General features: G+C 60.9%; 12 protein-coding genes. 4 read left to right on the forward strand and 8 right to left on the reverse strand.

Going from position 1 to position 14,280, the window contains the following annotated elements:
• Nucleotides 1-23 precede the first annotated feature (23 nt).
• Nucleotides 24-2,312: a molybdopterin guanine dinucleotide-containing S/N-oxide reductase gene (locus tag ACIQAL_RS10910; protein WP_401145122.1), complete on the forward strand. Its 2,289-nt coding sequence runs from the start codon at nt 24-26 to the stop codon at nt 2,310-2,312.
• 296 nt (nt 2,313-2,608) lie between these two features.
• Here the strand turns inward: ACIQAL_RS10910 and ACIQAL_RS10915 are convergent, their stop codons facing one another.
• The 5 genes from ACIQAL_RS10915 to ACIQAL_RS10935 form a co-directional block, all read right to left on the reverse strand.
• Nucleotides 2,609-3,787 (reverse strand): acyl-CoA dehydrogenase family protein, encoded by a 1,179-nt coding sequence (locus ACIQAL_RS10915; protein WP_401145124.1) that lies wholly within the window; start codon nt 3,785-3,787, stop codon nt 2,609-2,611.
• Nucleotides 3,784-5,151, reverse strand: coding sequence for an LLM class flavin-dependent oxidoreductase (locus ACIQAL_RS10920; protein WP_401145126.1), 1,368 nt, complete (start codon nt 5,149-5,151; stop codon nt 3,784-3,786). Before ACIQAL_RS10920 ends, ACIQAL_RS10915 begins: the two co-directional genes overlap by 4 nt.
• Nucleotides 5,152-5,176: 25 nt before the next feature.
• Nucleotides 5,177-6,187, reverse strand: coding sequence for an ABC transporter substrate-binding protein (locus ACIQAL_RS10925; RefSeq protein ID WP_401145128.1), 1,011 nt, complete (start codon nt 6,185-6,187; stop codon nt 5,177-5,179).
• Nucleotides 6,188-6,446: 259 nt separating this feature from the next.
• Nucleotides 6,447-8,027, reverse strand: coding sequence for a rhodanese-related sulfurtransferase (locus ACIQAL_RS10930; protein ID WP_401145129.1), 1,581 nt, complete (start codon nt 8,025-8,027; stop codon nt 6,447-6,449).
• A complete protein-coding gene (locus tag ACIQAL_RS10935) occupies nt 8,024-8,632 on the reverse strand; it encodes a cysteine dioxygenase (protein WP_166596739.1) in 609 nt (202 codons plus the stop codon). The genes ACIQAL_RS10930 and ACIQAL_RS10935 overlap by 4 nt, the downstream gene beginning before the upstream one ends.
• A gap of 190 nt (nt 8,633-8,822) precedes the next feature.
• Between ACIQAL_RS10935 and ACIQAL_RS10940 the strand changes: the two genes are divergently transcribed.
• Nucleotides 8,823-9,728: a LysR family transcriptional regulator gene (locus tag ACIQAL_RS10940; protein ID WP_401145132.1), complete on the forward strand. Its 906-nt coding sequence runs from the start codon at nt 8,823-8,825 to the stop codon at nt 9,726-9,728.
• 124 nt (nt 9,729-9,852) lie between these two features.
• Nucleotides 9,853-10,653 carry a class II aldolase/adducin family protein gene (locus tag ACIQAL_RS10945; RefSeq protein ID WP_401145134.1) on the forward strand — a complete coding sequence of 267 codons (801 nt, stop codon included), beginning with the start codon at nt 9,853-9,855 and terminating at the stop codon, nt 10,651-10,653.
• A gap of 225 nt (nt 10,654-10,878) precedes the next feature.
• Here the strand turns inward: ACIQAL_RS10945 and ACIQAL_RS10950 are convergent, their stop codons facing one another.
• Complete coding sequence (locus ACIQAL_RS10950) at nt 10,879-11,967, reverse strand: LLM class flavin-dependent oxidoreductase (RefSeq protein ID WP_401145136.1); 1,089 nt, start codon at nt 11,965-11,967, stop codon at nt 10,879-10,881.
• A gap of 279 nt (nt 11,968-12,246) precedes the next feature.
• Between ACIQAL_RS10950 and ACIQAL_RS10955 the strand changes: the two genes are divergently transcribed.
• Nucleotides 12,247-13,263 carry an ABC transporter substrate-binding protein gene (locus ACIQAL_RS10955; protein WP_401145137.1) on the forward strand — a complete coding sequence of 339 codons (1,017 nt, stop codon included), beginning with the start codon at nt 12,247-12,249 and terminating at the stop codon, nt 13,261-13,263.
• 156 nt (nt 13,264-13,419) lie between these two features.
• Here the strand turns inward: ACIQAL_RS10955 and ACIQAL_RS10960 are convergent, their stop codons facing one another.
• Nucleotides 13,420-13,830, reverse strand: coding sequence for a PA2817 family protein (locus ACIQAL_RS10960; protein WP_166596744.1), 411 nt, complete (start codon nt 13,828-13,830; stop codon nt 13,420-13,422).
• Nucleotides 13,831-13,939: 109 nt separating this feature from the next.
• Nucleotides 13,940-14,143 carry a hypothetical protein gene (locus tag ACIQAL_RS10965; protein ID WP_166596745.1) on the reverse strand — a complete coding sequence of 68 codons (204 nt, stop codon included), beginning with the start codon at nt 14,141-14,143 and terminating at the stop codon, nt 13,940-13,942.
• Nucleotides 14,144-14,280 lie beyond the last annotated feature (137 nt).

Raw genomic sequence — 14,280 nt, forward strand, 5'->3', positions numbered from 1 at the left:
CAGGATGGGGGAGTGTTCGGGGCATGAGTTTCACATCGTTGCATTGGGGCGCTTATCGCCCGCGTGTTGTGAATGGACGGCTCGACGCGATGGAGCCGGTGTCGTGGGATGCCGATCCTTCGCCCATCGGCGATTCGATTCCGGGGGCCATCGATTCGCCCACACGGATTCGTCGCCCGGCGATACGCCGCAGTTTTCTGGAGCGCTTCGGCGATCACCCGGCATTGCGCAGTCCGCATTTGCGAGGGCAGGAAGGGTTCGTCGAAGTGCCGTGGGAAACGGCGCTGGAACTGGTCGCCAGCGAGCTCTCCCGAGTCAAGGGCGAGCACGGCAACCGGGCGATTTTCGGTGGCAGCTACGGTTGGGGCAGCGCCGGACGTTTTCATCATGCGCAAAGCCAGCTGCACCGCTTCCTCAATGGGTTTGGCGGCTACGTGTACAGCGTTGACAGCTACAGCCTCGGCGCCGGTCGCGTGCTGATGCCTCACATCGTTGGCAACATGGACTGGCTGCTGGCGGCGCACACCTCCTGGCAGAACCTGGCGCAGCATTGCGAGCTGTTCGTGGCCTTTGGCGGGCTGCCGGTCAAGAACGCTCAATGCAGCCCCGGTGGCGCCAGCGATCATTTGGTCGAGGGCGGGATTCAGCGGATGTCCGAGGCCGGGGTGAGGTTCGTGAACGTCAGCCCGCTGCGAGACGATCTGGTCGGCCCTCAACACAACGAGTGGCTGGCTGTTCGGCCAGGGAGTGACACGGCGCTGATGATGGCGCTGTGCTGGGTGCTGGTCGACGACGGTCTGCACCACGAAGACTTTTTACAGCGTTACACCGTGGGGCACGAACGCTTCATCGAGTACCTCCAGGGCCGCGTGGACGGCATTGCCAAAACCCCGGAGTGGGCGGCCGCGCTGACTGACATTCCCGCGTCGCGCATCACCACGCTGGCACGAGAGATGGCCAGCAAACGCACGATGATCAACATCGCCTATTCGCTGCAACGTTCGGTGCACGGCGAGCAGCCCTTCTGGATGACCGTGACCCTCGCCGCGATGCTGGGGCAGATCGGCCTGCCGGGCGGGGGATTCGGCTTGGGTTACGGCTGCATGAACAACACCGGCAGCGGGCGCAAGGCGTTTTCCGGTCCTCGCTTTTCTCAAGGCGTGAACCCGGTGAAGGATTTCATTCCCGTGGCGCGGGTCACTGACATGCTGCTCAACCCCGGCGCGCCCTTCGACTACAACGGCCAGCGCCTGCATTACCCCGATATTCGGCTGGTGTACTGGGCCGGGGGCAACATCTTCCATCACCATCAGGATTTGAACCGGTTGCTGGAAGCCTGGGAGCGTCCGGAAACCATCATCGTCCACGAGCAATACTGGACCGCTCAGGCCAAATACGCTGACATCGTGCTGCCCGCAACGACGGCGCTGGAGCGCGATGACATTGGCAGTGCGGCGTCGGACCGCTACATGATCGCCATGAAGCAGGCCATCGAGCCGGTGGGCGAATCGCGGGACGATTATTCGATTCTGGCGGACCTCTCCCGCCTTCTGGATTTCGAGAGCGTCTTCACCGAAGGGCGCGATGCAAGTCAATGGCTGCGCTTCATCTACGACGAATCCCATCAGCGAGCCCAGAGTTTTGGCATTGCGCTCCCGGATTACGATCAGTTCTGGCGCGACGGGCTGTTCGAGATCGATTACCCGCCCAGCGATACCGTGCTGCTCCAGGCGTTTCGGGAGGACCCGGTGGTCAATCGATTGCCGACGCCATCGGGCAGGATCGAAATCCTCAGCGAGCGGATTGCAGGCTTTGGCTACGCCGATTGTCCCGGCCACCCGGTCTGGCTCGACACGCCGCCCAAGACGTTCCCGTTGCACCTGTTGTCGAACCAGCCGAAAACCCGCCTGCACAGCCAGTACGACCATGGCGCCTACAGTCAGGCGTCGAAAGTGCAGGGGCGGGAACCGCTGACCCTCAATCGCCAGGATGCCCAGGCGCGCGGCATTTCCGAGGGTGATGTGGTCAAGGTCTGGAATGAACGTGGGGCGTTTCTGGCGGGGGTGATTGTGTCCGACGACATTCGGCCCGGCGTGGTGCAAATCGCCACGGGTGCCTGGTACGACCCGCTGAACAAGGCCCAGCCCCGATGCCTGGAAAAACACGGCAATCCCAATGTCGTGACCGAAGACATCGGGTCGTCGAGCCTGTCACAAGGCTGCGCGGCGCAGACCGCCTCGGTAGAGGTCGAGAAATGGGTGGGGGCGGTGCCGGAAATCACGGCCTTCGAGCCGCCGGTGATGGTGGGATAGAAGGCGGACAGGTGCCGTGTGCGCCGTTGAAGGCTTTAATACCCACGCGGGCTTCTGATTCTGGCCGAGGGCCGTGGGATCGCCACCCCGGCACTCCCACGCTCTTCGGGCAGAATCAAAAGCGTTGCCCACCCCGATTTGCGTCTGCCGAAGGCGTGGGAGCGTTGCTTGCTCGCGATCTGTCGCGAAGCGGCAGCAAAATCAGACGCCTCGTTGTGACAGACAATCCGCATACACCGAATGGACTGCCGCTACCGTCGAGCGCGACCCCGGGCTGATCGCAGGCAAGCCAGCGCCTACAATTTTCTCCCCGCAAACACCGCTTTCCCGACCCCCTGCAACACCACATCATTCTGTGGCGTGTGCACCCGGCCGCACACGACATTGCGGTAGTGCCGTTGCAGCGGGTTGCTGCGGGACAGGCCGGGATTGCCGGTGGCTTCGATGGCCAGTTCCACCGCGCGGATGGCGTTGGCGGTGACCAGGTATTTGATCTGCGGCGCGTGGCTGGCAGCTGTCAGGCCATGGGTCGCGGCGTCGATCAGGGTTCGATTGGCGAACAGCAGCGTGTCGATGTGGCCCACGGCTTCCTGAAACCGGGGCAGGGTCGACAATGAGGCGCCGAGGTTCGACGGCGTGCGGGTCTCCAGAAAATCCACCAGCCAGTCCCGCGCCGATTGCGCAATGCCGTCGTAGACCGATGACAACAGCACGGACATCCACAGCAGACCCGCGGCGTCCAGTTCCGGTTGTGCCAGGCGCGCAGGGCTCACATTGACTGCCTGATCCAGCGGCACCAGCACGTCCTCGAACACCACTTCATGACTGCACGTGGCACGCATGCCCAGATGGTCCCAATCCTCGACGATGCGCACGCCGGGGCTGTCCTTGCGCACCAGCCAGACGCCCACCAGCGGATCGTCGTCGTCACTGCGCGCCCACACGTTGAACCAGGTCAGGCCGTGACTGCCGGTCGAGTAAATCTTCCGCCCGTTGAGGCGCCAGCCTTCTGCCGTACGGTGAGCGGTCGTGGCTGGAAGACCGCCGCGCGAGGGTGAGCCGAGGTCCGGTTCGACACGCAGCGCATTGAGCAGCGCGCCGTTTTTCACCGCGTCCAGCCCCACGTGCCGACGCAAGTGCTCCGGCCAGTTGGGCGTCAGTTGCAGTCGCGCATGTTGCAGGTATTGCATCACCAGAATCAGCGCGGTGGACGGTTCACCGCGGGCCACGGCACTGATGACCTGTTGCGCCTGCTTGAGGTCCGCGCCACCGCCGCCCAGCGATTGAGGAACGGTCAGGCCGAGCAGGTTGTGCTCATGCAGCAGGCGAAAATTGTCATGGGGAAACTCACCACTGTCGTCGTAATGCTCAGCGGTTTCGGCCAGACGCTGAGTGATGCCGCGCAAGCGTTCAACGAACGCTTCATCCGACTCGACCTCCGTCACCGTGGCTTGGCGATTCAACCCCGCGTTCATGTCGATGCCTGCGCGGTGGCTCGCGAGACCGGCTGCGAGGCGTCTTCCCGCGCCGCCGTGTAGCGGTTCACCGGGAACTCAAGCCCGAAATGTTCGCGCAGGGTTGAGCCTGTGTACTCGCTGCGTTGCAGGCCTCGTTGTTGCAGCACGGGGATCACCAGCTCGGTGAAATATTTCAGGCCGTCTGGCAGCAGCGAATTGATGATGAAGCCGTCGCTGGCGCCGTTCTCGAACCAATGCTGAATCTGATCGGCGACCTGTTCCGGCGTGCCGACGAACTCGCGACGCGGTCGGGAAAAATCCAGCGCCACTTGGCGCAATGTCAGGTTATGTTCCCGCGCCTGTTGCTTGATGCGATCCGAACCGCCTTTCTGGCTGTTGGCGCCCAGGTCGCCCAGGTCGGGAAACGGCGCGTCCAAGGGGTATTGCGTGAAGTCGTGATCGTTGAACGGGCGACCCAGCGCAACGATGGCGTCTTCGATGCTCACCAGTTCCACGGCCTGTTGATAGCGGCGCTCCACCTCGTCGGCATCGCGGCCAACGATCGGGCGAATGCCGGGCAGGATCGACAGGTCATCAGGGTTGCGACCGAAGCCTTTGGCGCGACGCTTGAGGTCGGCGTAGTAGGCTTTTGATTCTTCGAACGACTCGGCATGGACGAAGATTGCGTCGGAATATTCCGCCGCGAAGTTACGGCCATCCTCCGAGGTTCCCGCCTGAAACAGCACCGGCTGACCTTGGCGTGAGCGAGCGATATTCAGCGGGCCTTTGACCTGGAAAAACTCGCCCTTGTGGTTCAGCGGGTGCAGCTTGTCGCGGTCGAAGAATTCTCCGGTTTGTTTGTCGCGGGTGAAGGCGTCGTCCTCCCACGAGTCCCACAATCCCTTGACCGTCGACACGTGTTCTTTGGCGATGCGATAACGCACCGCGTGGGGCGGGTGTTCGCTTTTGCTGAAGTTTTCCGCCGTGCCACTGAGCCACGACGTGACGATGTTCCAGCCTGCACGACCGCCGCTGATGTGGTCCAGCGACGAGAACTGCCGCGCCACCTGAAACGGCTCGGTGTAGCTGACAGTGACGGTTGCCACCAGGCCGATTTTCGAGGTGGTCGCTGCCAGCGCCGAGAGGATGGTCAGCGGCTCGAAACGGTTGAGGTAATGGGGGCTGGATTTCTCGTGAATGTGCAGGCTGTCGGCGATGAACACGAAGTCGAATTTCGCGTCTTCTGCCAGTCGCGCCTGCCCCTTGTACCACTGGAAGTTAGTGCTCGCATCGGCCTGCGCATCCGGGTGACGCCATTCGCCCCAGCCGTGGCCGACGCCGTGGACCATCGCGCCGAATTTGAGTTGACGGGGTGTGCTCATGAGGTGCTCTCCTGGAGTCGGTCGCTTAGCGCGCAGCCTGGGAATCGGTTTTCTCGGCAGCCTGCTCGGCGGCGAGGCGGATGGCGTTGAAGCCAGGATCGAAGCCGTTGGAGACATCGACGTGTTTATTCAGAATGCCTTCGCGTTCATAGATGTTGGCGGTGTTTTGCAGGCCCTTGATCACGCTGTCATCGATGCTGACGCGCTCCATTTTGGTGTCTTGATTGACGGCCAAATGCACTTCGACGGGCAGGCCGGTGACCTTGGTCTGGGCGGCTGCGTATTCCTTGGGATGGGCGTTGACCCAACGGTAGGCGCGGTCCAGACGCACGACGAAATCGTCCAGTTGTGCGCGTTTCTCGGTGATCGCCTTGCTGGTGGCGGCGAGGTAGGAATGGTTGGTCAGCAGGTCCGGGCCGTTGGGCAGGATGCGCGCGCCGCTCTGGGTGGCGACCGTGGTGTACGGCGCCCAGGTGGCCCATGCGTCAGCGTCGCCGTTGTCGAGGATCAGTCGCGATTCGCTCGGCAGCAGGAAGACAAATTTGACGTCGCTGGTTTTCAGGCCCGCTTCGTTGAGCGCGCGAATCGCCAGGTAATGCCCGATCGAACCGCGCCCGGTGACGATGCGCTTGCCCTTGAGGTCAGCCACGGATTTGACTGGCGAGTCGTTACGCACGATCAACGCCGTGGTGTAGCGCCCGTCGACGTGGGTAATGCTGATCACCTTCAACGGCCCCCCTGCGCCGAGTGCGAAGACGTACGGCGCATCGCCCAGTGCACCCACGTCCACCGCGCCCGCATTCAGCGCTTCACCCAATGGCGAGGCGGACGGGAATTCGGAGAATTTGATGTCGTAGGGCACGTCTTTCAGCTCGCCGGAGACCTCCAGCAGCACCTTCAATGCCGATTTCTGATTGGCAACCAAGAGCGGTTGCAGGGCTTCGGCAGCCTGGCTGTATTGGCCGAACGACAGCGTCAGCAGGGCGCCCAACAGGAGCTTTTTGAGGCGCAGCGACTTGAGGATAGGGGCGGACATGAAGCGGGTCTCCAGGCTCGGAAAAAAGTTTGAGCCTCCGCCTGGAAAGGGGTCGGCTTCTAGGGTTATGACCTTAAGCCTATAAGAAACGCATTAGAAGTATTTTTTAGTTATATGCTAATTATGTATTTGGTTAATCTTGGTGGTTTTTAATATTAATTTATTGCATTTAATGGTTTGAAGGACATACGCCCTCATGATCGTACCCACGCTCTGAGTGGGCACGATCGTCAAGGCGTCTTAAATCGGGAAGCTCGGTTCAAATCACATTAAACCCATGCGTCCCATCCCGACCCAATTGCTCCACCAGTCCGAATTCCCAATCCAGGTACGCTTGCATAGCTTCACGCGGCGCGTCGGTGCCTTCATAGGGGCGGCGGTAGCGGTCGATGCGGGGGGAGGCGAGGTGGGTTTCGCCACTCTCCAGCTCGAAGCCGGCCTTCACCCAACTGGCCGTTCCTTCTCTGAGCAGAAACACGGGCTTGCCGGTCAACGCTTCGACTTCCGGCACCGCCAGCCGCGCCAGCTTGCTGCTGCCACAGGTCAGCACGTATTGCTCGGTAGCGGGGATTTTGCGCAGCGCGCTGGACAGGTCGGCGCGCAAGGTCCACCAGGCGCCGGGAATGTGTTGCTTCACATAATTGGCGCTGGCGGTGAAATCCAGCACGGCGACGCTGCCGTGTGCCTGCCATTGGCGCAGGGTGTCGGGGGTGATTTCTTCGACCTGCCACGGCGTCGGGATCGGCGCGTTCCACGGGCCTTTCTCGCTGAAGTCCTGAGGGCGCAGATCGTCGAGCACGAACACTTCCCAACCCAGCTGAGCCAGCCACGACGCCGACATGTTGGCCCTGACGCCGTCGTCGTCGACCAGCACGATCCTTGCGCCCCGCACGCTGGCGTAATGATCGGTTTCCTGTACCAACTGGCCACCCGGCGTTGAGCGTGCGCCCAGTAAATGGCCAGCCTCAAATTCCTCTGGCGTGCGGACATCGAACAGGTACGTTGTGCGAGCTGCTTCGGTTTGCCACGCGTTCAGGTCAGAGCGTTTGCCGCGCTTCACGCCCGCCTTGTCGGCCACCTTGCGGGCGTCCTCGCGAGCGACGGACAGCGTGTTGTCACTGACCTCGGCAAAGCGGCGCGACTGACCATGGTCCAGGGTTTGCCCCGCCAGTAACCAGCCGATCGTGCCGTTGCGCAGGGCTGAAACCGGGTTTGGCAAGCCTGCGTTCACCAGCGATTGCGTGCCAATGATGCTGCGCGTACGCCCGGCGCAGTTGACGATGATGCGCGTCTTCGGGTCCGGTGCCAGTTCGCGGGCGCGCAGCACCAGCTCGGCGCCCGGAACGCTGACGCCGGTGGGAATGCTCATCGTCTGGTATTCGTCATAGCGGCGGGCATCAAGCACCACCACGTCGGCTTTGCTGTCGAGCAGGGCTTTCACTTCCTCGGCGGCGAGAGACGGCGTGTGACGATGGTGTTCGACCAGTTCGCCAAACGCTTTGCTCGGCACATTGACGTCGATGAACAGTTCGCCGCCTGCGTCGCGCCAGCCCTGCAAGCCGCCTTCCAGCAGCTTGACGTCGGTGTAGCCCAAATCCCACAAGCGGGTGAGGGCAGGCTGAACCAGGCCCTCGCCGTTGTCATACAGGGTGATCGCGGTGTCGCGGCGCGGGATGCGCGACAGCACCTCCAGCTCCAGTTTCGACAGCGGGATGTTCGCCGCGAACAGGGGGTGAGCTTCGGCAAAAGGCGCTTCTTCGCGCACGTCCACCAGAGCGACTTCTTCCTTATTCAGCAGTGCGTTGCGAATGTCGGCAAATGATCGGGTGTTTTGAGTCATTGGGCGTGGTTCTCTTTGGACAGGTCCCAGATGTTCGGGAGATAGGCATTCGAATAGCCGGAAATGAACAGTTTTTCGCTGCCGTCCGGTTGATAGACGGCACGCTTCACCGCGCCGATGTTGGCGCCGTAGACGTGAATGCTGATCGACACTTGATCGTCGAAGGCGTTGCTGACCTGATGAATGTCGTTGCTGCGCGGGGACAGCGCTTCGACGTGGCCGGGTTCAAGGCGAATGGCCGGGCCTTCCTGTTCCAGTCGGCCCTCGGCGCTGCGGGCGAAGCCTTGTGAGAACTCTGCGCCGCGCAACATGCCGATCAGGCCCCAGACGCGGTGGTCGTGAATGGGCGTGGTCTGACCCGGCCCCCAGACAAAACTGACGATGGAAAAGCGCTGGCGCGAGTCGGCGTGCAGCAGAAACTGTTGGTAGCGGGTCGGATCGGGAATCGCGTATTCGTCCGGCAACCAGTCGTCGTGACGCACCAGTTGGCCCAGCAATTTTCCGCCACGATGCAGCAGGTCGCCCTCGCGGGGATTGCTGTCGATCAGTTCGGCCAGAGCGCCAATGAATTCCCGCAGGCGTTCGGGGTGTCGGGGTTGAGTCATGTGCGCTCCACGGCAAGTTCGGTCAGCCAATATAAGCATAATGCGACTGTGTAATATGCTATTTATTGATGATTAGGTTATAACGAAAAAGCATTTGATAACCCCCGGGCAGGTTGTCGGGCTATCCATGTGTCGCGTTTGGAATTATGCTTTTTGCCTATCTTGTCCCTATTTTTCATGTGCGAACCGAATGAAAATTGATGATATCGATGCCTTCGTGGCGGTGATTCGCTGTCAGTCGATCAGCCACGCGGCTGAGTCGCTTGACCTGACGCAACCTGCGATCACGCGCCGGGTGCAGAATTTCGAGCAGGCGCTTGGGGTCGAGCTGTTTGACCGTAACACCAAGCCGCTTAAGCCGACGGCGATGGGTTTGCAGGTGTACCAGAAATGCCTGGCGATCCTGCGGGAAATGGACTCGTTGCGTGAACTCGTCGCCAGCGACACCCCGCCCAGCGGCCTGTTGCGGCTGGGTGTGCCGCAGACCATTGGCGATGTCGTCCTGCTCGATGCCCTCAAACACTTGCGCGGACAATTTCCCGATTTGCGCGCCCAGGTCGTCACCGGTTGGGGCAGTCATCTGATCGGCAAGATCGAAAAAGGTGAGCTGGATGCCGCCGCCGCGCTGTTCCCTGCCGGCAAGATTTTCCCGGAAGGCATCATCGGTGAATCCATCGGCAAGATGGAGCTGGTAGTAGTCTGCGCCAAGGAGCGTCAGCCGAAAAAGCCGATCAAGCTGGCCGACTGTTATGACCAGGGCTTTGTGCTCAATCCGGACGGTTGCGGTTTTCGTGCGGGGTTGCAGCGCACGCTGGCCGATCAGGGGTTGGGTCTCAAGGTCAATCTGGAAACGTTCGGCACTGAGCTGCAATTGGGGCTGGTGGCCGATGGCATGGGGTTGGGGCTGGTGCCGCGTCCTCTGTTCGAGCGCAGCGCGCACCACGATCAACTGGCGGTCGTGCCGCTCAAGGACTTCAAACCGGTGATGCACCTGTGGTTGATGTACCCGCGCTTCCTCGGGAATCTACAGGCACCGGTGGCCTCGTTCGGAAGTCTGGTGGCCGAAGCCTTGAAGGAGGCGCGTGAAGCGGCCTGAGCGCTTCGTGAAAAGAAATAAAAAAACTTGATAATTAGCTTAGAAGAAAATGTGCTTTTTAAACATTTTCCAACGCGCATAGGCTCCCTTGATACGTCTACTCGAGACCCACAGGGAGTCATGCATGAGCAATGTCAGTTCTTTGCCCGTTCCAGCCAGCGCCAGCGGCGTACGGGATCGGGTCAGTCCCGAAGAGTGGGAGGTGCGGGTCAAACTCGCAGCGGCCTATCGTATCGCGGCGCTCAAGCGCTGGACCGATCACATCTACACGCATTTCTCGGCACGGGTGCCAGGGCCTGACGAGCATTTCCTGATCAATCCCTTCGGCTTGCTGTTCGACGAAATCACCGCATCGAATCTGGTGAAAGTCGACATCGACGGCACCATCGTCGATGACCCAACAGGCCTCGGCATCAACCACGCAGGCTACGTGATCCACAGCGCCATTCACGCCGCTCGCCCGGACCTGCAAGCGGTGTTGCATACCCACACCCGTGACGGCATTGCGGTATCAGCGCAAAAGAATGGTCTACTGCTGATCTCTCAGCACGCCTTGTCGTTCTCCGGGCGCGTGGCGTATCACGGCTACGAGGGCATCGCTCAGGACCTGGGCGAGCGCGAGCGGCTGGTGGCGGATCTCGGCGACAAGAGCGTGATGATCCTGAGGAATCACGGCTTGCTTACAGCGGGTATCAGCGTCGAGCACGCGTTCAAGCAACTGCACAATCTGGAATACGCCTGCAATATTCAGATTGCCGCGCAGGCTGCGGGCAACGCCGAGCTGATTTTCCCGCCAGAAGAGGTGGTGAAGAAGGTCGAGGAGCAGGCCAGGGTATTCCAGGACGGGAACGGGCCCGGCGTGGCCCGGCACTGGAACGCGTTGATCCGCGAGCTGGATCGGCAAGGGACGGCGTATAAGGAGTAAGGCGCGCATTCTAATGAAGGTAGGCCGTCAGATCGCGATCTCGCTTCTGCCCGGAGGGCGTAGGAGCATGCTTGCTCGCGATCTGGCGCGCAGCGGCAGCAAATCCTGCGCATACGGTCTGCCTGACAGAACCGAGATGCCTGGTTTTGCTGCTGGTTCCCAGCAGATCGCGAGCAAGCATGCTCCTACGCCCTTCGGGCAGAATCAAAAGCAACGACGCGTCAGTTACGCCACCTTTTCCTGCTTCTCCCGCTCCCGCTTGGCCACCAGCGCCCGAGTCAGCGGGATGAGCTTCTTGCCGTAATCAATCGCGTCTTCCAGCGGATCAAACCCGCGAATCAGGAAGGTGGTAATCCCTAGGTCGTAATAATCGAGCAGCGCCTCGGCGACTTGTTCGGCGGTGCCCACCAGCGAGGTCGAGTTGCCCTTGGCGCCCAGCAGCCCGGCAATCCCGGTCCACAGGCGTTTGTCCAGTCGCGCCCCTTGCGCAGCCGCCGCCAATAAACGCTTAGAGCCTTCGTTAGCCGGTTCGCGGCGCTGAATGCCCGCCGCCTGAGCCTGTGCCTTCGCCCGTTCCAGAATGCTGTCCGCCCGCGCCCAGGCTTTTTCTTCAGTGTCAGCCAGAATCGGCCTCAGCGAGAGGCTGAAACGCACCGTCCGCCCGTGCTTCGCCGCCTCGGCTCGGACCTGTTTGACGATATCCCTGACCTGCTCATAGGTTTCTCCCCACAGCGCGTACACGTCGGCGTGCTTGCCCGCGACTTCGATCGCCGCCTTGGACGCGCCGCCGAAATACAGCGGGATGTGTGGCTGTTGTGGCGACTTGACCAGCGAATGCGCCCCCTCGAACTGGTAATACGTACCGTGATGGTCGAAGGGCTTTTCCGCTGTCCACTCCTGACGCACGACACTCAAATATTCGTCAGTGCGGGCGTAACGCTCATCCTTGCCAATGAAGCTGCCATCGGCGCGCAGCTCTTTATCGTCGCCACCCGTGATGATGTGTACCGCCGTGCGGCCACCGTTGAACACGTCCAGCGTCGCGAATTGTCGCGCTGCCACGGTGGGGGAGATAAAGCCTGGCCGGTGGGCGATGAGAAATTTCAGTTTGGTGGTCACGCTGGCTGCGTAGGACGCAATGAACGCGCTGTCCGGGCTGTTGGAGTGATAAGCCACCAGCGCTCGGTCAAACCCGGCGTCTTCATGGGCGCGCGCGACTTTTTCGACGTACTCCGGCTGAACGGTCTGACCGCTGCGTGGGTGAATTTCCGAGAACGGCTGGGTGGCGATGTAACCGATGAATTCGACGCTCATGGGCGATTCCTTATCCTTTAGAAAAGACGGGCGCGCGTGCAATCGCGCGAGGCCAGTCAGCAACATAGGGGGAGGCGTCAGCCCTGTGAAATTCGATTTGGCGCTAAGCTAATTATAAAAATAATGCATTACCCATTTTATAAAAATCAAAAAAGCTGAGCATTAGCTTATTGCCAATCGACATTTCACCCCGGTTTTTTATGCGCTTACGATGACCCTCATCGGGCGGACTCATTCAGTTCGCTTTCTTTTGAAGCTGGCGTGCAAGGATGTCGTTCAATGGGGTTTAACCGCTGGAATCTGGGCCGTCGAGGGCTCGCTTTACTGTTGTCCTGCGCCGTGCTGGCGGGGTGTGGTGACGAAGGCAACAAACCGGCAGCGGTGTCGGACGCGGTGGATTGGTCGAAGGTCAAACTGATTCTGGGGGATCAGGCCAAGGGGCTGCGCACGGTGGTCGAGGCGTCGAAGGCGTTTGACGGCGTTCCGTATCAAGTGGAATGGGCCAACTTCCAGGGCGCCGCGCCGCTGTTCGAAGCCTTGCGCGCCGGGGCCGTGGACCTCGCACCCGCGGGCGACACCCCCGTGCTGGCCGCTGCTACCGGGGGGACGCCACTGCGCATCGTCGCCGTGCGTCGAGGCCAATCGCGCAGCATCGGGATTCTGGTTCCGCCGGATTCGGACATCAAAACCGTGGCCGACCTGAAAGGCCGCAGCGTGTCGATTTCATCGGCGCGGGGCAGCATTTCTCAATACCTGCTGATTCGTGCCCTGGAAAACGCCGGGGTCAAGGAATCGGACGTCAACATTGGGTTCGTCATGCCCACCGATGCGTTGTCGGCGTTCCATGCGGGCAAGATCGACGCGTGGGGGACGTTCGGCATCTATCAGGCCTTCGCGGAAGAAAACGGTGCGCGGCTGTTGCTGAGCGGGGAGGGTATCAACACCGGACTGACGTTCATCACCGCCTCGGACAAGGCGCTGGCGGACAAGGTGAAGCGCCTGGCCCTGAATGACGTGCTCCAGCGACTGGCCAAGGCGTTCGAATGGGCCAAGTCGAATCCGCAACAGTACGCGCAGGTATTTTCAACGGCCAACAACGTGCCGTTGCCGGTGTCGCAGCGTTTGCAGAGTTGGGGCGTTGAGTCCTTGCAGCCGGTGGAAGCGTCGGATGTGACGGCGTTGCAGGGCGTCGATGATCTGTTCGTTGCGAAGAAGATCTTTCCGCAGGCGGTGCAAGTGTCAGGGCTAGTGGACCGGGAGGTGTTTCCGAATGCCCATGGGGTGTTGTTGAAGTAGGTGTTTGACGCTCAGCTCTGTAGGCGCGAATTCATTCGCGGATCGGTTTTCCAGACGATGCATTTCCATCGGATGTACCGGCCTCTCGCGAATGAATTCGCTCCCACAGTAAAGATCGGCGTTTCCTGAAAGAGCAGCGCCGACCGAACACTCAGATCAGTGCCGCGACCCTTCTTGCCCCATCGCCAGCAATTGCTTTTCCTGATCCCAGTCGAACGGTTCTTCGTTCTCCTCGGCTTCGAAGCGGCGTTCTTCCAGCGCGGTGTACAGGTCGATTTCGTCGTCGGGCATGAAGTGCAGGCAGTCGCCGCCGAAGTACCAGAGCAGGTCGCGTGGCACCAGATGGGCGATTTGCGGGTAGCGCTGGATCACCTGGCACAGCAGGTCCTGGCCCAGGTATTGGCTTTCGATCGGCTCAACCGGCAGCAGGCCGAGCAATTCGTCATAGCGTTCGATGAACAGTGCATGACTTTCTTCGGGCACCTGTTCGGCTTCACCGAGCGCGACCAGAATGCCGCGCAGGTGCGTCAGCAGGTTGAGAGTGCGGTCGAGATTGGCGTCGGCCATGATGAAGTCCTCAGAGACAAAAACAGGCGCGGGAGTATAGTTCCCCGAACCCGTGACCGATACCCCGGAGGACTGGTGATCAGTGGTCGACGCGTAAAGGTGGGTTACCTCAATGCCATAAACCGGCGAGATAGCGATGCCCGGCCTCGGTCAAGGCCAGATGGGCGTAGGTGTGATCAGGGCTGGGTTGGCGCGTGACGAAGCCGATGAGCAGAAGGGTTTGCAGGGTCTGGGTGGGTTTGCCGCTGTGAAGGTCCTCCCCCGAGGCGATTTCAGCAAGCAGGCAGCGATGAGTCATGCGATGGTCGATCATGATGCGTCCCCTTGGTGTTTTCTTGTTGTTACCGGGGAGTGTAGGACAGGGTTTGGAGATGTGCAGGCTAGAGCGGTGGATTCGTAGTACTGATGCTTTATCAATGAAGGAACGCAGACCCTGTGGGAGCGAATTCA

This window comes from Pseudomonas sp. NPDC088368, from assembly GCF_044753445.1.
GTDB lineage: Bacteria > Pseudomonadota > Gammaproteobacteria > Pseudomonadales > Pseudomonadaceae > Aquipseudomonas > Aquipseudomonas bambusae.